15 protein-coding genes are annotated in these 21,384 nt (G+C 36.0%); 5 read left to right on the forward strand and 10 right to left on the reverse strand.

What is annotated here, in order from left to right; translation table 11 throughout:
• Window positions 1-23: 23 nt before the first annotated feature.
• From K8344_RS01335 to K8344_RS01355, 4 genes are all read right to left on the reverse strand, one after another.
• A complete protein-coding gene (locus K8344_RS01335; RefSeq protein ID WP_237606478.1) occupies window positions 24-359 on the reverse strand; it encodes a GIY-YIG nuclease family protein in 336 nt (111 codons plus the stop codon).
• A gap of 75 nt (window positions 360-434) precedes the next feature.
• Window positions 435-6,038, reverse strand: a complete 5,604-nt coding sequence (locus tag K8344_RS01340; RefSeq protein ID WP_237606479.1) for an alpha-2-macroglobulin family protein — start codon at window positions 6,036-6,038, stop codon at window positions 435-437.
• A gap of 203 nt (window positions 6,039-6,241) precedes the next feature.
• A complete protein-coding gene (locus K8344_RS01345; RefSeq protein WP_237606480.1) occupies window positions 6,242-7,750 on the reverse strand; it encodes a DUF4153 domain-containing protein in 1,509 nt (502 codons plus the stop codon).
• 360 nt (window positions 7,751-8,110) lie between these two features.
• On the reverse strand, window positions 8,111-9,175 hold the full coding sequence (locus tag K8344_RS01355; protein WP_237606481.1) for an isoaspartyl peptidase/L-asparaginase family protein: 1,065 nt from the start codon (window positions 9,173-9,175) through the stop codon (window positions 8,111-8,113).
• 198 nt (window positions 9,176-9,373) lie between these two features.
• Between K8344_RS01355 and K8344_RS01360 the strand changes: the two genes are divergently transcribed.
• From K8344_RS01360 to amaB, 3 genes are all read left to right on the forward strand, one after another.
• On the forward strand, window positions 9,374-9,853 hold the full coding sequence (locus K8344_RS01360) for a CAP domain-containing protein (RefSeq protein ID WP_237606482.1): 480 nt from the start codon (window positions 9,374-9,376) through the stop codon (window positions 9,851-9,853).
• Between the two features lie 66 nt (window positions 9,854-9,919).
• The gene (locus K8344_RS01365) at window positions 9,920-10,456 is read left to right on the forward strand and encodes a 3-hydroxyanthranilate 3,4-dioxygenase (RefSeq protein WP_237606483.1); all 537 of its coding nucleotides are present in this window, start codon (window positions 9,920-9,922) and stop codon (window positions 10,454-10,456) included.
• A 98-nt stretch (window positions 10,457-10,554) separates the two neighbouring features.
• On the forward strand, window positions 10,555-12,108 hold the full coding sequence (amaB, locus tag K8344_RS01370) for an L-piperidine-6-carboxylate dehydrogenase (RefSeq protein WP_139853991.1): 1,554 nt from the start codon (window positions 10,555-10,557) through the stop codon (window positions 12,106-12,108).
• A gap of 106 nt (window positions 12,109-12,214) precedes the next feature.
• Here the strand turns inward: amaB and K8344_RS01375 are convergent, their stop codons facing one another.
• The 5 genes from K8344_RS01375 to K8344_RS01395 all read right to left on the reverse strand — a co-directional run bounded on the left by K8344_RS01375 (window position 12,215) and on the right by K8344_RS01395 (window position 17,481).
• Window positions 12,215-13,204 (reverse strand): acyl-ACP desaturase, encoded by a 990-nt coding sequence (locus K8344_RS01375; RefSeq protein ID WP_185099162.1) that lies wholly within the window; start codon window positions 13,202-13,204, stop codon window positions 12,215-12,217.
• A gap of 70 nt (window positions 13,205-13,274) precedes the next feature.
• Window positions 13,275-14,000: a metallophosphoesterase family protein gene (locus K8344_RS01380; RefSeq protein WP_139853993.1), complete on the reverse strand. Its 726-nt coding sequence runs from the start codon at window positions 13,998-14,000 to the stop codon at window positions 13,275-13,277.
• Window positions 14,000-15,088: a TFIIB-type zinc ribbon-containing protein gene (locus tag K8344_RS01385; RefSeq protein ID WP_237606484.1), complete on the reverse strand. Its 1,089-nt coding sequence runs from the start codon at window positions 15,086-15,088 to the stop codon at window positions 14,000-14,002. The genes K8344_RS01380 and K8344_RS01385 overlap by 1 nt, the downstream gene beginning before the upstream one ends.
• 69 nt (window positions 15,089-15,157) lie before the next feature.
• A complete protein-coding gene (locus K8344_RS01390) occupies window positions 15,158-16,291 on the reverse strand; it encodes an SPFH domain-containing protein (protein ID WP_237606485.1) in 1,134 nt (377 codons plus the stop codon).
• A gap of 56 nt (window positions 16,292-16,347) precedes the next feature.
• Window positions 16,348-17,481, reverse strand: a complete 1,134-nt coding sequence (locus K8344_RS01395; RefSeq protein ID WP_237606487.1) for an ATP-binding protein — start codon at window positions 17,479-17,481, stop codon at window positions 16,348-16,350.
• A gap of 232 nt (window positions 17,482-17,713) precedes the next feature.
• Between K8344_RS01395 and K8344_RS01400 the strand changes: the two genes are divergently transcribed.
• Window positions 17,714-18,637, forward strand: coding sequence for a PfkB family carbohydrate kinase (locus K8344_RS01400; protein ID WP_237606488.1), 924 nt, complete (start codon window positions 17,714-17,716; stop codon window positions 18,635-18,637).
• Between the two features lie 96 nt (window positions 18,638-18,733).
• Window positions 18,734-20,632 (forward strand): amidophosphoribosyltransferase, encoded by a 1,899-nt coding sequence (locus tag K8344_RS01405; RefSeq protein ID WP_237606489.1) that lies wholly within the window; start codon window positions 18,734-18,736, stop codon window positions 20,630-20,632.
• 102 nt (window positions 20,633-20,734) lie between these two features.
• Here K8344_RS01405 and K8344_RS01410 read toward each other — a convergent pair whose 3' ends face one another.
• Complete coding sequence (locus tag K8344_RS01410; RefSeq protein WP_237606490.1) at window positions 20,735-21,343, reverse strand: superoxide dismutase; 609 nt, start codon at window positions 21,341-21,343, stop codon at window positions 20,735-20,737.
• Between the last annotated feature and the right edge of the window lie 41 nt (window positions 21,344-21,384).

Raw genomic sequence — 21,384 nt, forward strand, 5'->3', positions numbered from 1 at the left:
ATTTATCATAAGGTTTTCGAGTGTCAGTCTGAGCCTGTCGAAGACGGGTTTCTCTTATCAGGATGCCCATATTCAGTATAATTTTTTGAAAATTCTATTAAATCTTGCCAATTCTCTTCAATCAATGCAGTTTTCTTTCTTCGTGACCAACCTTTTATCTGTTTTTCAACCTTTATTGCTTCCGTTGAATTTGTACATTGTAAGTGCCATTTTAGCACTACTGGTCTCCTTTTAAAAGTATAGCAATCTTTTTTTATTCCTTCATTATGCTGCACAAGTCTGCGTTCTAAATCATTTGTCATTCCTGTGTAATAGGAATTATCAGAGCATTGAAGGATATATGTGAAATAGAATTTCATATATTTTAATTAATCATAAAACGCTTCGACAGGCTCAGCATGACACGGTTATTTTTCATTGGCATTTAGAAAAAATCACAATTCAATCGTCACCCACATCCCTTTGTTCCTCGCATAATAAGAATTGTCATACATAGCCTCAACCTGTGTTCCCGGCAAATAATACGTTCCTAAATAGGACGCATTTAGCTTCACGGTGAACGTCTTCGTTTGATTGCTATTTAAATCAAAGAAAAAATTCACGCGGTCGTCGCGAATGTCTGTGTATCGTGCGTTTCCAGTTGCGCCACCGCCCAATTCTGAAAAACTAGTGTTTACAACTTCCCAACCGCTTGGGAAGATTTTCGCCAAAGCCACATTGTTTATCCAATCTCCCGAAGTATTGGTAACACTTACTTTGGCAATTATTTCGGTTCCTTGTCGCAATTTTGTCACGTCGATTGCTTTTCCATCACCTCCCAAATATTCAGATTTTATGGAGAGATTACGTCTTTCGGCAAGTTCTTTTCCTAGTGGAAGCTTTCCTCGTTGCGAAAGCGTAACGTAAACAATATTCCCTTTTTTATTGGTTACTGAAACTGAATTACTTCCCATCACAAACGACAGATCTCGCTGCGCAATGGCGCGGTCGGTTTTAACCTCAACCGATTTTCCGCCATTTGTAAATGTGAGTTCCATCGCTTTACCGCCATTCTTTTCAACCATTTTCGCCATCGTCATCAAGGCATACGAAGTTTCCTGTGTGCTGTACCAATTTCTGGATGAGAGATCTTTCGCTACTGAAATTGCCAATTCACGTTGTTTCGGATCGCCTAATAAAACCATAGTTTCCAAAGCCATTACGCGATTTCTGAACGGAGATCCGTACGTATAATTGTCAGATTTTTGAGGAACAAAATTAATATTTGACGTTTGTGCAATTTGCTCTGCAACGTTTTTCTTTCCAGCCAAAGCATAAGCTGCAGCCAGTCGCCATTTTGCATCATTGCTCAATTCTTTGCTTTCGCGAAGTCTATTCATTGCTGCCAATTCTGGTTTTCCGGCCAATGCCAAAGTGTAAAGTCTGTAAGCCTGCGTTAAACTTGAATTGTACACCGCATAACTATTTCGCCATTGGCGCGCCATGTTTTGTTGGTACAGCAACCAATTGCTCATAAAGCTTATGGGCAAAGCGTAGCCTTTTTGCTTCGCTTCAAGCATAAAATGCCCCGCATAAGTTGTGCTCCACTCATCTGCTTCGCGCTCGCCGGGCCAATATGAAAGTCCGCCGTTAGAAAGTTGAAATCTACCCAAACGCGCAATAGTTGCTTTTACATTTTTTTCAATTACTTGCTTTTTGTCGAAAGTAATATCGAAAACATCTGCTAAATACAGCTGCGGAAATGCAGAAGAAGTACTCTGTTCCAAACATCCGTAGGGATAGTTGATTAAAAACTCCAGACGTTTGCCGAAATCCATCGGTGGCAATGTTGAAAATTCAAGCGTCGCAGCATTGCTTCCGGGCACGCCGAAAGTTTCAAAATTTATAGTTTGTGAGCCATTTTCAGCTATAGTGAATTGCGTAGATTTTTGCGAAATCGGGTTTGGGTTCTCCACATCAATTTCAACTTTGTAGCTCGCTTTTTCACCGTTGCCCGAAGCGGTTACTTCTATAGTTTGAACCGCATCTGTCATGTTGAGCGAAGTCGAAACATCGAATTCAAAATTCACAATTTGTTCGCCCGGTTCGTTGAAAGTAATAGTTTTTGAAGCCCCATTTTTCGGTTTCAAAGCATCACCGGTTTTTACTGTAATCGTGGCGGTTTTCACTTTATTTTCCATTGCGAAAACGGTAACTGGCAGCACAACTGTTTCGCCCGGGGATAATTTCCGCGGAAGCGAAGCCAGCACCATTAAAGGCGTACGGACGGGTGTGGTTTTTTCAGCATTGCCGTAAGCGCTTTTGGTTTTATCGCCCGCAATTACCATTGTACGCACCGAACCTACATAATTTGGCATCATTATATTGTGCGATGCGGCTTTGCCAGCGGCAAGTTCAAACGGGCCGAGGTATTTTACAACGGGTTTGAATCTGTCGGCTTTTCTATTTTTTGCACCCAAAGCCGCATCGCCACCACCGATTGCGTAAATATTATCCACACTGCCCGAATAGGCGCCAATTACGTAATCGAACATATCAAAAGTTTTCACTCCCAAAGCTTCGCGACTGTAAAAACTTTCGTGAATATTGGGGGTTGCAAATCGTGTTAAATCCAGCAAACCTTCGTCAACAACAGCCAAAGTATAAGTCATAGATTTGCCTTTTTCTTCTGAAACTTCTACGGTGAAATTTTCTTCAGGTTTCAGCACATTCGGCATCGTGATTTTTGGTTGTAAAACGGTTGAAGGGTCTTCCACCAATAGCGGAATAACACCGTAAAGTCTCATCGGCAAATCATTCTTAGTTTGATTGTGTGGCTGCAGCAGCGAAATATTCACATAAATATTCGGCGCCATTTCCTTCGTGATTTTTATCGCGGCTTTGGTTTCGCCCTTTTTGGTTTCAATCCAATGCGTCGCCAAAACTTCGGTGCCATTTTCCACACTAATTAAGGCGCGACCGTCGCTACCGGAAGGGAAAGTTATAAAAGCTTCTTCACCTACATTATACTTATCTTTATCTGCTGAAAAGACTAACATTTTCGCACTTTCGGCATCGCCATCACTTGGGCGTTGTGACCAATTTCTGTAGAAATAAGTGATGCGTCCCGTTGCGTGGCCAGATTGTTTATCGATTACGCGAATTAAATAACGTCCGCCTTCCTCTTCGGGAATATTTACAGTGAATTTTCCCTTGCCGCTGCCATCAGTTTTTAGGGTGAAATCTTTTACGGGTCTGTGAACAGTTGAATTTTCATATGTTGAAAGATTGTCTCTTCCACGGTTCCACCACCAACGCCATTCAATTTGAAAAACTTTTACTTGCAACTCCCGATTAGCCGTAGCTTGTCCTTTAGTATCTACGGAAACCACATCAAAAGTTGTGTTTTCATCTGTAAAATAAGAGCCGTAGCGACCGGCTTCGGGAGATTTCAAACCTACAAAATGAGAGAACGGAGCCAAATCTTTAGAAAAAATATCCATTGAAAAATCACCACCGCCTTCGTAGACTTTCGTTAAAAATGTAGCTTTCAACATTCCCGGTGCGTTTTTTCCAACTTCCATCTTTTGGCTAAAAGAAATAGCACCTTCCGAAGAAAGTTGCCCATCCAAAACTGGGATTTCAACCTCATCAAAACTGCGGATTGGGTCCGTAAAATTATATTTAGGAAACTTAGGGAAAGCTGTATTGCTAGCGCGAAGTGTGGCAGTCATATCAATTTTTAAATTTCGCGCAGGCGAGCCGTGAAGCCACATGGCGCTTGCCATTCCTTTTACGGGTTTTGTTGCATCGAGAATTTCATCGTCATAATCGAGTTTGATTTTTAAACGGTTTGGTTTAATGGTTGCAACTTTTAACGTATTACTAAACTGTGCGCCACCAACGGTTATAGTTGCGTTCCAGTTTCCAGTTGGTGCCGAAGGATCTGTGGCGATTGGGAAATAATAAAAACTCTCCAGCCCCCTAGCCCCCGAAGGGGGGACCCTTGTTGTGGAATTGGATGTGTTTAATACGCTTCGCTGAACCAATTTACCCCGAGCGTCTGTTACAGAAATTGTTACGGGATGGTTTTTTGGAAGTGGATTTGCGTTGTCGTTCAGCACAAAAGTTAAGTGAATACTGTCTCCGGGGCGGTACACGCCACGTTCGGTAAACGTGTAACCTTTTAAACCTTTTTGAAGTTCTTTTCCCGAAATATCAAAATTGCTCATGGAAAGGGCATTTCCATCTTCGAGTTTTACGTAGGCAAAATTGTTTCCTTTTTGTGCGACTGCGAAAGCTGCATTTTTAGTGCCGTCGTAAAGCGTTATTCCGTCGGCTTCGGTAGTAAGCGTTTCAATGAGTTGCTGCTGATAGTTGAAAAGTTTAATTTTTACACCACCTTCGGGCTTTGCAGAAATTAGGTTTGTAGTAATAAAATGATAGGAGCGATTGTTGCCTTTTTTCACAATTAAGCCTAAATCTGAACCCAAAATATTTGCCGTCACTACGCGATCTTCGTTGTAATAAGCGGCATGACACGGATTGTCCTGCTGTTGCCAATTATAGGTGAAATTTCGCCAGCGGTAAATTTGGTTATCCCAATATCGCTCTTCGCGAATATCTTCATCTTCAGAGGGGTCGAATGCATAATATGGATCTTCTTCGTAGTTTTCGTTACTATCTTCTTCACTTGCTGTAGTCTCGGCGCAATCATAAATGATATAATCTTTTTTGAAACTGATTTCCACTTGATAAATGGCACCGGGATCTGTCTTAAAATATTCAGAAAGATTAATTGCGTAAGCTTTCCAGCTTCCATTACTTGACAAGTCATCATTTTTTAAATCGATGGTTTTTTTGGCAATTCGTCTACCAATTCGTCGAATATCGTACGTATTAATGTCGTTCAAATTATAACTTTGAAGAAATTGCAGCACGTTGTTTTCGTAAATTTTAATAACTCGAACATCTACTTTTGAAAGGTTTACCGCTTCAAAATAAACGGGCGTAGAAGCAGAATTCGGAAGAATAACCCCTTTTGAAAGCATTCGCACTGCAGGTTTTAACTGTTCAAAAGAAACCAATTCTGAAAATTCTTTCTTTAAACCGAAGCCTTCCGTGTTTTTAATTCCCGTGAAAACGGTGACTTTTACGTTGCCCACAACGCGGTTTGGCGGGTAAACGTTCAACACATTTCCGTTTACTTCGTAACGCAGATCTGCTGTGTTTTCGATAGTAACCAGGCCAGCGAAATCCTGATTTTCCATTAAGGGATCTGAAAAGTTGATGCTCAACAACGCAGCTGGTGCCAATGTGCTACTAATATCAACGATTGTAAAGTTATTTTGCCCCGGAATTGCAAACTTGTTTTCACCTTTATTTTCGGCACCGATGGGCTTTCCGTCCCACTTTATTAGGATTTCAGAATCGTTCATTTCACGGCTAATACTATCGATTGTAAAACTGAAATAACGAGCTTCTGTTGTTTCTGCCGGCCATTTCAAATTTAGCTTTTTGCCTTCCTGTGAAGCTGAAACCAATTGCTTGGCTTTTTCTAAAGAAATTACATCTGAGGCTTCCACAGATGCTTCAACGTATTGCCATTGTTTGTCATAACTTTGAAGGTTGCCGATGTCAACTTTAAAATTTGGCGTGATTGTATGAAAACTGAAGGTATATGTTTTGAAGTCTTTAGCAATGTCTTCGTATAACTTATTCAGCTTTACCGTTACAGTGTATTCGGTGTCTGGTTTTAAGTATTCTGAAGGTTGAAATATTAGGGTTTTGCCGTTTTCAACTACCAATTTCCCTTTTGTTTTTGGAGAAATACTTAAGTAATCATCAGCAGAAAGTTGCTGTGTCATCTCAAACTGCTCCAATGATTTCGTAAGCTCAACGCGAATATCAGTTGTAACAGATTGATTTCCGTAAGTGTTATAGGAAATATATTCCTTGAATTTGAAGAGGTTGTCTGTTTCGGCGTATTTGTTCTTGTCTTTACAGGAAAAAACGAGAAGAATCAAAACGATGGAAAAAACCTTGAGTGAAATTTTCATACGGGACGGTTATAAATTTTTAAAAATAAGTTAAATTGATTGGCTTACAAAGCAAAACCAATTTGTTTTGATTCGAAAAAAAATATGAAATATGTTTTTTGGATGGGAGGTTAAATTTGAAACGTAAAACTGATTTGAAATCGTATTTGGGAGTTTAACATTTGGGAGGGAATTAACAAGAAGTCGCAGGTTAGTTTTCCCATTTATTTTTTAAACAATTTATTGTAGGCTACATATTCAGGAAAATTCCAGGACAAAAAGCTTTTAGATTCCCAATCCTGTTTAAATATTCTTTTCTTTGATTCGATTCGTTTATGATATTCTTCGGCATTCATAAAATCTGCATCGTAAGGAAATATTTTAGATTGTATGTTTTCAATTTTAGTTAATTCTGAAATAGGTTTGTCTAAATAGGGTAAGGATTTATCAGATAAATCTACCAAATAATCAAAATGTAGAAAAGCTGTATCGGCGTGAGCAAAATTATATTTGGCAATTAAACCATCCCAATTAACCATACTACTTATCACCAAAAGAATATACAATGCCATGGCATTTGTACGAAAAAGATAAAACCCAGATTTTACATTTCTTATTTTAATAAAAACTGAATATAATCCGTACAAAGTTAAAATCAAGAATATTGCTACACCTATTCTTTTATAGGCTAATGAGAAATGTTCTATGTACCAATAGTTGCGAACACCTACTGAGATTGCTAAAATGACATTTTGGAACAACCATAAATAGCTTAGATTTTTTAAGACTCTATTCTTGGCATAAAAATTCATGTTTCCTCTAAAAAAGTAAAGTATTATCGCAATTGATATTAAAATAGAGAAAATTAGAAGATAAGTTCCCTCGTGTACAAATTGTTTTAAGGTTTGTCCATCCCACTCAAAATTGAACCAAACCAAATAGACATCAGCAATATTCAATATTAATAAAATCAAGTTGAGGATGAAAAGCAGGAACAAAGCCGCCTTTAATTCATTTTTTAAACTTAATGTTTTAAAGTTTCTTTGTCCTTTTTGTTTCTTTCTAATTAAAATATCGCTAGCGTTAGTATCTGCCTTTTTTATTGAAAAGTTTTTCGTTCTGAAATAGAGAATATTGCTAATTAACAAGCCTAACAAAAGTGTTATTATAAATAGAAATTCAATATCCTTAAAAATAAAGTTGAATACACTTTGAAATTTTACAGCCAGATTAATTGTCAACTCATCAAAAATTGGATTTGAAGCTTTGTAAATTGACACAAAAACAAAAATAACCGCTGCAGGTATTATGAAAATTCTAAACTTCCATATTATTTTTCCAATACTCTTCCCTTTTACTTTTGATTTTGTTACACTGTTTAAAAATTCATTTTGAGCCTGAAATATTGATTTTATAGAAATTAAGGCAACAGTTATAATTGATTTTGCATACGGATAATTTAGAACTCCCACGAAAATAAATGCAGCTATGAAATGGATTACATATGATAAAACTGAATGCGTAAGCACTGTAAATACAGAAGTTAATAAGAATCCTACGGTAGTAATAACTTGAACTTGATTTGAAAAGTTAAACTGTTTAGTGAAAATCCAAAAGATAATAAACGAGGTTTCAAAGATTATTAGGTTAAGACCCAAATCTTGGTTGTAGAATAAAATTGAAAAAAGTATTGCACTAAGAAAGGTTACTGGAAGTAAGTTTTTTACCCACATCTATTTATTATTTTAAGGATTAGATGTAGTTTTATCTATGGTTCGCTTTTTTAGGAAATTTAGTAGTAATACTATATAGATAGAGAAAATAAAAAAAGGTTGCGTTAATTGTTAGGCATCTACATTTTATTTTTTAAAAACTCATACTCCCTCTCAACTTTACAAATCCTAACTTTACAATATGTAAACCATTTTTCCTTTCCTTTTTTCTGCGCAACCAAATGATCTATGTTTGCTTTCCATGCCCAAAAATCCTGGTTATTTTTTTGCCAATATATCCATTAATTCGGCCATTTCAGAGTAACTTTTGTTGTTTTCAGTTTGGATTGATGTAAATATTATTATGTAATAGGGCTCCATTTATTCCTCTTTATAAATCCCAATTTCCAATTCTCCTTCAGCATTCATTGATGCCCGGTACATTCCTGCGGTGTTGAACTCCATTGCTACATTTCCGTCTTTATCAATTGCAACAATGCCACCATCTCCTCCAAGCGCAGGCACTTTTTTATGAATAACCTCTTTTGCAGCATCTTGTAAACTCATTCCTTTATATTCCATCAAAGCAGAAATATCATAAGCAACTACCGACCGAATAAAGAATTCACCCCATCCAGTTGAAGAAACAGCACATGTTGAATTATTGGCATACGTTCCCGCTCCAATTATTGGGGCGTCACCAATTCGATTCCAGCGCTTGTTTGTCATTCCTCCCGTAGATGTCCCCGAAGCGAGATTTCCGTGTTTGTCTAGTGCTGCACAACCAACAGTACCAAATTTTGAATTCTTTATGTAGGGATCTTGAAAGGAAATTTTTTCAGTGTTTATAGTTTTTTCTTTTTCTAAAATCCTTTGTAACGATTCGTATCTACTTTTTGTATAGAAATAAGTTGTATCCATCATTTTATAACCTAAAGATTGAGCAAATTCTTCAGCACCTGCGCCATATAGCATAACGTGTTCGCTTTTTTGCATTACATCTTTCGCTAAATCTATTGGGTTCTTTATGTGTTTTACTCCCGCTACCGCACCTGCCTTTAGAGTTGCACCGTCCATTATAGAAGCGTCGAGCTCGTTTGTTGCATCATGAGTAAAAACAGATCCTTTTCCTGCATTGAAAAGTGGGGAGTCTTCCAATACGTTAATAGTTTTTGCAACAGCCTCCAAAGAAGTACCCCCATTTTTAAGGATTTCATGTCCGATAGAAATTGCTTCCTTTAGCTTCTCTTTATAAGCCGCTTCTAACGAATCACTCATATTCTCTTTAAGAATAGTTCCAGCGCCACCATGAATTACAATCCCAAAAACATCCTCTTTACTACCTGCAATTTCATCAACTTTAAAATCTTCAGCATTGTGTTTATTAGGGTTTTTACAGCTTAATAATAATAAAAAACACAGGAGAGGTAATAAAACTTTATTCATGATATGGAGTTTATTATTTCAGACAATATTTATGATAATAATACTAATTTATCTTTAATTTAACGACAGTATTCTCATCAAAATTATCATTTTGCAAATTATTTTTCAAAAACACTCTTGTAGATTCAAATATATTTTTACTTTTGAACAAAATCTTATATCCCCACAATAATGATTAGAATAAAACAAAGCCTCCTCATGGCATTTCTATGCCTTGTTTTAATTTCCTGCTCAAAAGACAATTCAATAAATCATCAACAAGTAAAATACGAAATAGACTTAGAACTTGTTAAAATGAATAACAGGGAGTTGTCCTCTCGCATCTTAGAGATTATTAACATTCATCGAGACTCTTTAGGATTAAACACACTGCAGCTAGACAATCAATACTCATCTGCCCTGGCTGTAGACCACTCGTTGTACATGATTGATATAAACGAATTAAATCACGATAATTTTGGATATCGTTCAGAAGCTATAAAATTTTATCAAAAGGCTCAAACCGTTAATGAAATAGTTGGATATGGCTATGATACTGCAGAAGAAGTTGTAAATGCTTGGTTAAATAGTACAAGTCATAAAGTAATAATTGAAGGTGATTTTACTCATACTGGATTTGGAGTATTAAAAAGTGAGAATGATCGTAATTACTTTACACAAATCTTTTATAAAAAGTAATTCTACATCCCTTTTCTATTCCCTCAAATTGCCGTACTTTTACTATTTAACACAAAAAGTTAGGTTATGGCAATCAAGAAACCGTTTAATTTAAATAAGTGGGTAGAAGAAAATCGAGAGTTGCTAAAACCTCCTGTTGGCAATAAAAATTTATACGTAGAGTCGGATGACTATATCGTCATGATTGTTGCTGGACCTAATGCTCGTAAGGATTATCATTACAATGAAACCGAAGAACTATTTTATCAGTTAGAAGGAAATATTCAGGTTGCAATTCAGGAAGATGGAGAGAAAAAAATAATGGACCTAGGGCCAGGAGACATGTATCTTCATCCTGCAAAAGTGCCTCACTCTCCCAGTAGAAGCGAAAGGTCAATTGGACTAGTTATTGAAAGAAAACGCGTCGATCTTAAAGGAAAGGATGGTTTGCTGTGGTTCTGTGATAACTGTAACAATAAGTTACACGAAGTTTATTTTCCATTGAATAATATCGAAACTGATTTTTTAAAACATTTTAACCTCTTCTACAACGACGAAGATTTACGCACTTGCGATAAATGCGGTACTGTAATGGAAGTCGATTCTCGTTTCACACAAGATTAACATCTTATTTATCAATCACATACACTTTCGTTTTACATTCTACGGTGCATTGTGTACCTTTGCACTTCGTAAAATTTTAGATTAAAAATAAAAAATATATGCAAGCAACAACCACTAGCTTCGGAATTGAAGAAGCATTGGAACAATTAGGAATTAAAGACACAAACCTTGGTACCTCTACAGGTAGTAAATGGTTTTCTGAAGGTGAAGAAATCACCTCATACTCACCAGTTGATGGAAAGGTAATTGCAAAAGTATCCACATCTTCAAAAGGAGACTATGAAAAGGTAATAGAAACTGCTGCTTCAGCTTTTAAAGAATGGAGAGTAAAGCCAGCACCACAAAGAGGAGAAATTGTACGTCAATTTGGTGAAGAATTAAGAAGATTGAAAGAACCTCTAGGGAAGCTAGTTTCTTATGAAATGGGAAAAAGTTACCAAGAAGGTTTAGGTGAGGTACAAGAAATGATTGATATCTGTGATTTCGCAGTTGGTTTATCTCGTCAACTTCACGGATTAACAATGCACAGTGAACGTCCAGGACACAGAATGTACGAACAATACCACCCACTTGGAGTTGTAGGAATTATTTCTGCATTTAATTTCCCAGTGGCAGTTTGGGCTTGGAATACAGCATTAGCTTGGGTTTGTGGGGATGTTTGTGTTTGGAAACCATCAGAAAAAACACCTTTAACTGGTGTTGCTTGTCAAAAAATTGCTGCTAAGGTATTTGCAGATAACAATTTGCCAGAAGGTATTTCTTGTTTAATCAACGGTGATTATAAAGTTGGTGAATTAATGACTAACGATAAGCGTATTCCTTTAATTTCTGCTACAGGTTCTATTAGAATGGGTAAAATAGTTGCTCAAGCTGTTGCCGCACGTTTAGGAAAATCACTTCTTGAACTTGGTGGAAACAACGCAATTATTGTTACTCCAGATGCAGATATTAAAATGACTGTAATTGGTGCTGTATTTGGTGCTGTTGGAACTGCTGGACAACGTTGTACTTCAACAAGAAGATTAATTATTCACGAAAGTATTTACGATAAAGTAAAAGATGCTGTTGTTGCTGCTTATAAGCAACTTCGTATTGGTAACCCACTAGATGAAAAAAATCACGTTGGACCGCTTATCGACAAAGATGCTGTTAAGAATTACCAACACGCTTTAGAAAAAGTTGTAGAAGAAGGCGGAAAAATTATCGTTGAAGGTGGCGTTCTAGAAGGTGAAGGATACGAAAGTGGATGCTATGTAAAACCAGCTATTGCTGAAGCAGAAAACGACTTCGAAATCGTTCAACACGAAACATTCGGACCTGTATTATACATGATGAAGTATAGTGGTGATGTTGAAAATGCTATCGAACTTCAAAATGGAGTTGTGCAAGGACTTTCATCTGCTATAATGACTAATAACTTACGTGAAGCTGAACGCTTCTTATCTGTTCAAGGATCAGACTGTGGTATTGCAAACGTAAATATTGGTACGTCAGGTGCTGAGATTGGTGGTGCGTTTGGTGGTGAAAAAGAAACAGGTGGCGGACGCGAAAGTGGAAGTGACGCTTGGAAAATCTACATGCGCAGACAAACAAATACAATCAACTATACAACTGAGCTTCCATTAGCTCAGGGTATTAAATTTGATTTGTAATATTTAAAATTTGACAAACTGAAGATTCATTTGTCTTATTAAATAAAAGAAACCCCAAAGATTAATTAATCTTTGGGGTTTTTTAATGCTCTAAAATCAGTAGTAATTATATAATTCCGTTAGGCTCAACCCATTTGAAACGGTTTGCGTCTTCTGGTATTTTAATTCGATCTGCAATTCGAAGCATTCTTGAAGGTAATTTTATAAGGTAATCACGAGCTTTTTCAGCTTCATCTGTAAGTCCTGAAATTTTAGAAATTTCCCAGTGAGAATTTAATCTTTCAAGAATATCGATATAATCATAAGTTGTATAAACACCTAATCGCTGTGCAGCATTACTAAAATCATCAAAAGCTGAAGCCATTTTTCCACCACTTTGTCGGAGGTTTTGGGCTGGCATTATAATTTTTTTCTGCATCATGTCTGCAAATGCCAACATCATTTCACTAGCATCGTATTCAAAAATAGTTTTTACGAATTGACGATACGCTAAATGATGACGCATTTCATCTCCGGCAATGAGAGTACACATTTTTGCTAGTGATTTGTTTCCTTTTTTCTTAGCGATTTTTCCCACTCGGCTGTGCGAAATATTGGTTGCTAACTCCTGAAAGCTTGTATAAATAAAGTTTCTATAAGGATCTCGACCAGTACCAACTTCAAAACCATCATTAATTAAATGCTGTGTTGTTATCTCCACTTCTCTCATATTTACCCTTCCAGATAAATACAAATACTTATTTAATGTATCTCCGTGTCGATTTTCTTCACCGGTCCAGTGACGAATCCATTTACTCCATCCATTACGACCGTGCTGATCAACTCCCTCCATATCCATTAACCAACTTTCATAAGTTGGCAATGCTTCTTCTGTTACCATATCACCTACTAATACGATCCAAAAATCGTATCCGAGTTCTTTTGCTTCTTCACGAATCTGAGTTACTTCATCCATATAATCCTCTTTCTGGAAATCTGGCAAAAGATCGGTTGGTTGCCAAATTTTTTCAACAGGAATAAGAAATTGATCGATATAATTATCAACTTCTTTTTCTATGGTTTGCATTACTTCGAGACGTATATTTTTGAGTGCCATGATATTTATTTTGGGGAAACTACTTATACAAATATAAGAACTGTAAAATGTATTTTGTAATAAAGAAGTGCTAATTCCTTCCTGATTCTTTAGGATACAGAGAATGAACAGCTTGGCTTTGCCAAATTTCCTTAGAATCTATATCAAGCATAGACAACTTTCCTTTAAAAGCAGCTCCAGTATCGATATTCCAAACATTTGCGAAATTAGCTGGGACATCAAAACCCACTCGAGTTACAGGTGTATGGCCTATATATATTTCTTTAAAGAGTTTTAAACGCTTAGGATATCTATCGTCGTCCATTGAAATTCTAGTATCTAACGAACAAGCCATTTCCCATAAAGTTCTATCCCAATACACCAAATGTGGATGATATTCGTGTTGAGGACCGTGTAAATTCATAAATCCTGCATGGAGAAAAAGGCGGTTTTCTGAATCGATATGATAATTAGTGAGGTTTTCAAGAAAACGAATGTGAATTCCTTTTTCAGTTTTTGATAAACCTGAATAGCTTTTTACAGTACTTTCACCACCCTGATTTAGCCACATTGAATTTTTTTCACCTGTTTTCAAGTAGTTATATAGCAGTTCATCGTGGTTTCCTCTTAAAAGGATACATTTATTTTCTTGAGAAAAATTTATTAAGTACGCAATAGCTTCTGCCGATTCACTCCAACCATCTACATAATCACCCAGAAATATATATTGTGTGTCTTTTGGAAGGTTTGCCTTTTCAATCAATTGTTTTAAAGCTTTTAAACCTCCGTGAATATCTCCTATTACAACTGTTCTCATTAGGATGAAAATAAAATAATAATTGCTATTACAAAAATTAAAAATAATACCAAGAAGAATATTTTCCAGAATGAATATGGGCGGTCTCCAGATATAATTCCACTTTGTCCGTTTACATAAAAATTATATCGCTTCCCTTTGAATCTATAAGTGCTGATATAAACTGGCAATAAAATATGTTTAAAGGTTTCATCACTTAGCTTTACATCAATTGATGAAACTCGCTGAGTATCCCCTCCTATATCTCTTTTCGCCCATGTTAGAGCTATACTTTCAGCAACTTCATTACTCGCTTTATGTCCCTCTAACAAAGGAATAGTATATTTTTCAGTTATAAATCCTGATAAGTAACTACTGTCAAAAGGTTTTAAAAGCTGTAAATTCCATCGTGCTATTTTAGCTGGGATCACTCCATTCTTTTGATTTGAAGCTTTTATTAATGTGTCATCTACAAAGCCTGAAACGCTTCCAGAAGCAGGATACCATCGCGTTCTTCTTTCTTGAACTTTACGTTTGTTTTTACCGCTTCCTACAGTTTTACTCACGTAATAATATTCGCCTCTTTGCCCTGAATAATTTGCATAAAGTTGTGCATCGAATGTCCAAAATGGAGCATATAAACCTTTAGTATTTTGCGGGTCTATTGTTGCTTTTTTAAGATTATTCGGCGCAAACCAGAGTGAGTTTACCCAGTTTTTAAAAATTTGATGCGCTTTTTGTTGATTTATTTGAAATGGCAGAACTGCTCCCGGCAATATCCATTCTTCAGTATAAGCATCTTCTATAATTAAGGGTGAACCACAATATACACAGGCAAGAGATTTGTAATTTTCTTCAATGTGTTGATTTGCCCCACAGTTCTTACAATGAAGCATAGAAATTTCTTCACTGTGACTCAAAGAGCCCATCTTTTCTAAATAAGATTTAAGCTCTAACTCTTGAATTTCACTTTGTGAAGGTTCGATTTCTTCTGTATAACCGCAGTACTCACATTTAAGCTCTGTTGTACCAGGTGCATAAATGAGTTCTGCACCACAATTGACACAGGACTTTTTAAGTTCAGATTTTTTAGGTGAAAATTCTTCCATAAATTACGCTGTGGTTCGGAACCATTTTTAAAAAGTTATAAAGCAACATTTTTAAAAAATTATCGAAGCCTATTGGGGTGGTAAAGGCGGGGGTGTATTTCCACCTAAGAAGGATTTCAGCTCTTCCACTTCTTGAAGTTTTGTCCATTCAGACAAACCTGCTTTCCAAATTAAAGTGTCTTTATTTATTGTTCTATTAGCAAACAAGCCCTTTAGTTGCTCTATACTAACAGGGCCAGCCTGTGCACCATTTAAAGCATAGAAATATTGAACCGCTGTAGGCATAGGCGGTGGCATTACTCCACCTTGCTGTTGCTGAACTTGCTGTTGTCCCATTTGTGGGTTCATCATTCCACCCATTTGTTGTGCAAGTACAAAGCCCATTCCCATTCCCATACCAGCGCCAGCTGTTCCACCTTCGTTTGTAGCAGCAGCTTCAATAGCTTTTGCAGTTTTAAATTTGGTTAATTTATCAAGATCTAATTTATCGATACGGCTGTACTCAAAAATTTCCTTTTTCAAATCTTCCGGCATAGAAACATTCTCGATGTAGAATTTTTCTAAAGCAATACCTACACTATTAAATTCGGGCTTCATAACCTCTTTACAAGTTTCAGATAGCTCGGTAGTATTTGCAGCGTAAAGTTCAATAGGAAGATTAGCCTTCCCAACAGTATCTGTAAATCTTGTAGCGATTAAGCTTTTAAGGTGCTCGTTAATTTCAAAATTGGTGAAATTATTATCTGTTCCCACAATATCAATTATAAATTTCCCAGGATCGTTAATTTTGAAGGCATAAGTTCCGAAAGCGCGAATTTCAACCAAACCAAAACGCTCGTCACTTAGTGTAATCGGGTTTTTAGTTCCCCATTTTTCATCGGTAAAAAGATGTGTATTTACGAAGTAAACTTCAGCCTTAAACGGACTGTCGAAACCGTATTTCCATCCCTTTAAAGTAGTTAAAATCGGTAGGTTTTGAGTGTTTAAGGTATATGTTCCAGGTTTAAAAACATCTGCAAGTTGTCCTTCATTGATGAAAACAGCTGTCTGCCCTTCTCGAACGATGAGTTTAGCGTTGTTTTTTATTTCATTTTGGTAGCGTTCAAACCTATGACATATAGTATCATCTGTATAATCCAACCACTCAATGATGTCAATAAATTCATTGCTTAATTTTTCTTTGATAGTATCGAATATGCCCATAGGATTAAAATTTATTAATGTGGTTTAAAGATATAAAAATTAGGCGTAAGATGTTTTTAATTATAACTTACCTTCCTTAAAATTCGCAACGATTCTTTAGAAAGCTGATAAGCTTTTACATCATAATCTCTTAAAACCTCCTTGGCGTCTTGTAATTTATGTCTGGCATCTTCAAAATTGTTTAAATAGCATATAAGATATGTTGAAGGAAGGAGAGACAAATCTTTTTTCTCTGAATTGTTTAGCGGAATATTATGTTTTATTTTTTCCAATACCGCATTGTTTGCATTAAAAATATGATAAAGTGTTTTCTTATTAAATTGAGGTGGTTCAAAAATTAACTTTGTATCAATATTATACGATCCATTTTCGTAAAAATGAATGGTAACTTCTTCTAAAGGATAATATTTGAACTGTTCATTCAAACCTAAATGTACATATTCAACAATCTTAAAATAATCCTCAGTAAAGTCGATGCTTATTTCATCTAAGGCAGAATAAAAAAGTCGTACTTGTTCGTTGATTAATTCAATATCTACTCTAGAATAGTAGGTTTTATCTTTTAGTTTTTTTGGTGTCCCTGCCCAGCAAACTACAAATTGTTCTTTAAATACTTTGTAGTGACTTTCTAAGTCTTTGTGTCTATTATTAATAAAATCGATAACACCATCTAGCGTTAATTTAATATTATTTTTAGCTGCATTTTCTATAGATTTCACGATTTCAGAGTTCACATCTTTAATCTCAATTTCGAAATCTTTTGGCATTGAAATACTGCCATCACGCATAAATATGCTTCCACCCCAATACTTCCATATATTTTTTCGCAGCGAAGTGATTTTTCCGTGAGGTCTGATGGTAACCAAGCCAACAACTTTATCGGTTAAACTTGGGAAAGCAACGTTTTCGTAAATAATTAATGGAGGGTTGGTGAGATAAGCATTTACAAGATTTTGAATTTTACTATCATCGAAAAAGTCTACACCTCTAATTTCGTTAGTTTCATCCTCTACACCTATAACGATAAATGAATTATTTGCAGGATTACTATTGCTTAAAGCACAGATGTGTTTCAAGAATTTTGCTTTTCCTTCTTTACTATTAAGATCAATTTTTCGTTTCTTATCATAGAAACTACTCTCATCATTATGGGCGAGTAAGTTTTTAATAAGAAGTCGTTTGTTAATCATTGTTCAATCTCGTTATCAGTCTACTAGGAAATTTAAAAATAGCACAACTTTATTATGGGTTATCTCAAAGATATTAAAACCTGAAGTTATCTTGTGAATATGTTTGATTTCAAAAACGTGTATAATACAGCATTTTATTACTAAATTTGCACCTTCTTAATTTGAAGCCTTCAAGTTATGGTTTTCAGGTTAAGAAATGATTAAATAAACTTAAACTGTTCAGCATAAAACTATGAGTAAACTTGTAATTGTAGGTACTGTTGCCTTTGACGCCATTGAAACTCCTTTTGGGAAAACCGGAAAAATTCTCGGAGGCGCTGCCACTTATATTGGATTAGCAGCTTCGCAGTTTAAAACTGATGGCGCTATCGTTTCTATAGTGGGAGGTGATTTTCCTGAAGAAAACTTAGAAATGCTGAAAGATAAAGGAATGAACCTTTCTGGACTTGAAATTGTTAAGGAAGGAAAAACGTTCTTTTGGAGTGGAAAATATCACAACGATATGAACACTCGCGATACATTAATTACAGATCTTAACGTTTTAGCTGATTTTGAACCTAAAGTTCCGCAAGATTATATAGATGCTGAAGTAGTTATGTTAGGAAATCTTCATCCTCTCGTCCAATTAGGTGTTATTGAACAAATGAACGACCCTAAATTGATAGTGTTAGACACAATGAACTTCTGGATGGACAGTGCACTAGAAGATTTGATGAAAGTAATTGCTAAGGTTGATGTAATTACAATTAATGATGAAGAGGCAAGACAGCTTTCAGGAGAATATTCGCTAGTAAAGGCAGCTCACAAGATTATGGAAATGGGGCCTGATTACGTAGTAATTAAAAAAGGCGAACACGGCGCATTATTATTTGGTGATGACGATGTTTTCTTTGCACCCGCTATGCCATTGCGAGAAGTATTTGACCCAACTGGAGCTGGTGATACATTTGCAGGAGGGTTTACAGGATATTTAGCAAAAACAGGTGATTATAGCTATACAAATATGAAAAATGCTATTATTAATGGCTCAGCATTAGCTTCATTTTGTGTAGAAAAGTTTGGACCAGAAAGATTATTGAATTTATCCAATAAAGAAGTTTACGAACGAATCCAACAATTTAAAAGCCTAACGCAGTTTGATATAAAACTAACATAAATACCCGCCCTGAAATTTCAGGGCGTTTTTTATACTTTAAATATTTAAAATAACACAACTTAAAAACTCTTAACCTTTAACGAGTATCTTCAAAAAATGAGCGACGCCTTAAAACACGAATGCGGAATAGCAATGGTAAGATTGCTAAAACCTTTAGAATATTACAAGGAAAAATACGGCACTGCCTTTTACGGGGTAAACAAAATGTATCTTATGATGGAAAAACAGCACAATCGAGGTCAAGATGGTGCTGGTTTTGCAAGTATTAAGTTAGATGTATCACCAGGAGAACGCTATATTAGCAGAGTGCGTTCTAATCAAGCACAACCTATTCAGGATATTTTTTCGCAAATTAACGAACGAATAAATTTAGAATTCAAAAATAATCCTGAATTAAAAAATAGTGTTGAAGAACAAAAGAAACACATTCCTTATATAGGCGAATTGTTTTTAGGTCACGTTCGTTATGGAACTTTCGGTTTAAATAGTATTGAAAACGTTCACCCTTTTCTTCGTCAGAATAATTGGATGCATCGCAACCTTATTATTGCGGGGAATTTCAATATGACCAATACAAACGATCTTTTTGACAATCTTATTAAGTTAGGAATGCATCCAAAAGAAAAAGCTGATACAGTTACTGTTATGGAACGTATTGGACATTTTCTTGACAGTGAGGTAAGCAAGCTTTATAAAAAAGCTAAAACAAAAGGTTTTAACAAGCAGCAAGCTTCCCCTTATATTGCAGAAAATTTAAAGGTTGCCAAAATCCTTCGTAAATCGGCATCCAATTGGGATGGTGGTTATGCAATGGCCGGATTATTAGGCCACGGAGATGCCTTTGTATTAAGAGATCCGGCAGGAATACGACCAGCGTATTACTATCAAGATGATGAGGTTATTGTAGTAGCTTCAGAAAGACCAGCTATTCAAACTACTTTCAACGTTCCTTTTGAATCAGTTAAAGAGCTTGAACCAGGTCACGCTTTAATTATCAAGAAAAACGGGAAGTTAAGTACTCCAGAAATTCTTGCTCCATTAGAAAGAAAATCTTGCTCATTTGAACGTATATACTTTTCACGTGGAAGTGATGCAGAAATATACCAAGAGCGCAAAATGCTAGGAAAACTAGTGATGCCCAAGGTGTTAGAAGCCATCAACCACGATACAGAAAATTCAGTATTTTCATTTATTCCGAACACTGCCGAAACTTCATTCTACGGAATGCTGGATGCGGCACAAGATGAATTAAACAAACAGAAGAACGAAGTAATTCTTCGTGAAAAAGACAATCTTACCGCAGAAAGACTTCAGCAGATACAAGCACATAAAGTAAGAACTGAAAAAATCGCAATTAAAGATGTTAAACTTCGAACTTTCATTACTGACGATAGCAGTCGAGATGATTTAGTTGCTCACGTTTACGATGTTACTTATGGAGTTGTGAAACCAGAAGATAATCTAGTGATAATCGACGATAGTATTGTACGTGGTACAACCTTGAAAAAAAGTATTTTAACAATGCTTGATAGGCTGCATCCAAAACAAATTGTAGTAGTTTCATCGGCGCCACAAATACGTTACCCAGACTGCTACGGAATAGACATGGCGAGACTTGAAGACTTAGTAGCATTCCAAGCAGCTTTAGCGCTACACAAAGAACGCGGCACCTATTCGGTAGTTGAAGAAGTTTACAGCAAATGTATTGAACAGTCAACGCTAAAAGATGCAGAGGTAGTAAACCAAGTAAAGAAACTATACGAACCATTTACCGATGAAGAAATTTCAGATAAAATTGCTGAAATAATTAGTTCAGAAACTATTAAATCTCCGGTTAAATTAATCTTCCAAAGCGTAGACAACTTGCACAAAGCATGTCCTAAAAACTTAGGAGATTGGTATTTTACTGGTGATTATCCTACAGCAGGAGGAAATAGAGTGGTAAATCGCGCCTACATAAATTTCTATGAAGGGAATTTAGGTCGTGCTTATTAATTACGAACCCATTTAAGATTTTAAAACTTAGCACCATAAAAAAATCCGCAATCAAATTGATTGCGGATTTCTTATTTATAGTCGTTTTTTAAAAACTTGCTATTATTTGTTATTTGAATAATTAGCTGAAACTTCGTCCCAGTTTACTACGTTCCAAAATGCTCCTACATAATCAGGACGCTTGTTTTGGTACTTTAAATAATAAGCGTGCTCCCAAACATCTAATCCTAAGATTGGAGTTCCACCACATCCAGTATTTGGCATTAATGGATTATCTTGGTTTGGAGTTGAGCAAACTTCTACTTTTCCACCTTTATGTACACATAGCCAAGCCCATCCAGAACCGAATTGAGTTTTAGCTGCATCAGAAAACTTCTCTTTAAAAGCATCAAAACTTCCAAAAGCATCATCAATAGCTTTAGCCAAGTCACCTGAAGGCTTACCACCTCCATTTGGAGACATTACTTTCCAGAAAAGACTATGGTTGTAAAACCCACCGCCGTTGTTACGAACAGCTTTGTTGTTCATATCTAAATTCTTTAAGATATCTTCAATAGACTTTCCTTCCATATCTGTACCTTCAATCGCAGCATTTAGATTGTTGGTGTAACCTTGATGGTGTTTTCCGTGGTGTATTTCCATAGTTTGAGCGTCAATATTAGGCTCTAATGCATCGTGTGCATACGGTAATTTTGGTAATTCAAAAGACATAATTATATCGTTTTTTTATTGGTTATTACTAAATTGACTCA

This window comes from Aequorivita xiaoshiensis (genome assembly GCF_022008395.1).
Lineage (GTDB): Bacteria > Bacteroidota > Bacteroidia > Flavobacteriales > Flavobacteriaceae > Aequorivita > Aequorivita xiaoshiensis.

Bases quoted from the DNA above. Each gene is read 5' to 3' on its own strand.
- K8344_RS01405 (WP_237606489.1), top strand. From the start codon at position 18,734: ATGAGCGACGCCTTAAAACACGAATGCGGAATAGCAATGGTAAGATTG.
- K8344_RS01360 (WP_237606482.1), top strand. From the start codon at position 9,374: ATGGCATTTCTATGCCTTGTTTTAATTTCCTGCTCAAAAGACAATTCA.
- K8344_RS01400 (WP_237606488.1), top strand. From the start codon at position 17,714: ATGAGTAAACTTGTAATTGTAGGTACTGTTGCCTTTGACGCCATTGAA.
- K8344_RS01355 (WP_237606481.1), bottom strand. From the start codon at position 9,175: ATGAATAAAGTTTTATTACCTCTCCTGTGTTTTTTATTATTATTAAGC.
- K8344_RS01365 (WP_237606483.1), top strand. From the start codon at position 9,920: ATGGCAATCAAGAAACCGTTTAATTTAAATAAGTGGGTAGAAGAAAAT.
- K8344_RS01335 (WP_237606478.1), bottom strand. From the start codon at position 359: ATGAAATTCTATTTCACATATATCCTTCAATGCTCTGATAATTCCTAT.
- amaB (WP_139853991.1), top strand. From the start codon at position 10,555: ATGCAAGCAACAACCACTAGCTTCGGAATTGAAGAAGCATTGGAACAA.
- K8344_RS01390 (WP_237606485.1), bottom strand. From the start codon at position 16,291: ATGGGCATATTCGATACTATCAAAGAAAAATTAAGCAATGAATTTATT.
- K8344_RS01395 (WP_237606487.1), bottom strand. From the start codon at position 17,481: ATGATTAACAAACGACTTCTTATTAAAAACTTACTCGCCCATAATGAT.
- K8344_RS01340 (WP_237606479.1), bottom strand. From the start codon at position 6,038: ATGAAAATTTCACTCAAGGTTTTTTCCATCGTTTTGATTCTTCTCGTT.
- K8344_RS01385 (WP_237606484.1), bottom strand. From the start codon at position 15,088: ATGGAAGAATTTTCACCTAAAAAATCTGAACTTAAAAAGTCCTGTGTC.
- K8344_RS01375 (WP_185099162.1), bottom strand. From the start codon at position 13,204: ATGGCACTCAAAAATATACGTCTCGAAGTAATGCAAACCATAGAAAAA.
- K8344_RS01410 (WP_237606490.1), bottom strand. From the start codon at position 21,343: ATGTCTTTTGAATTACCAAAATTACCGTATGCACACGATGCATTAGAG.
- K8344_RS01345 (WP_237606480.1), bottom strand. From the start codon at position 7,750: ATGTGGGTAAAAAACTTACTTCCAGTAACCTTTCTTAGTGCAATACTT.
- K8344_RS01380 (WP_139853993.1), bottom strand. From the start codon at position 14,000: ATGAGAACAGTTGTAATAGGAGATATTCACGGAGGTTTAAAAGCTTTA.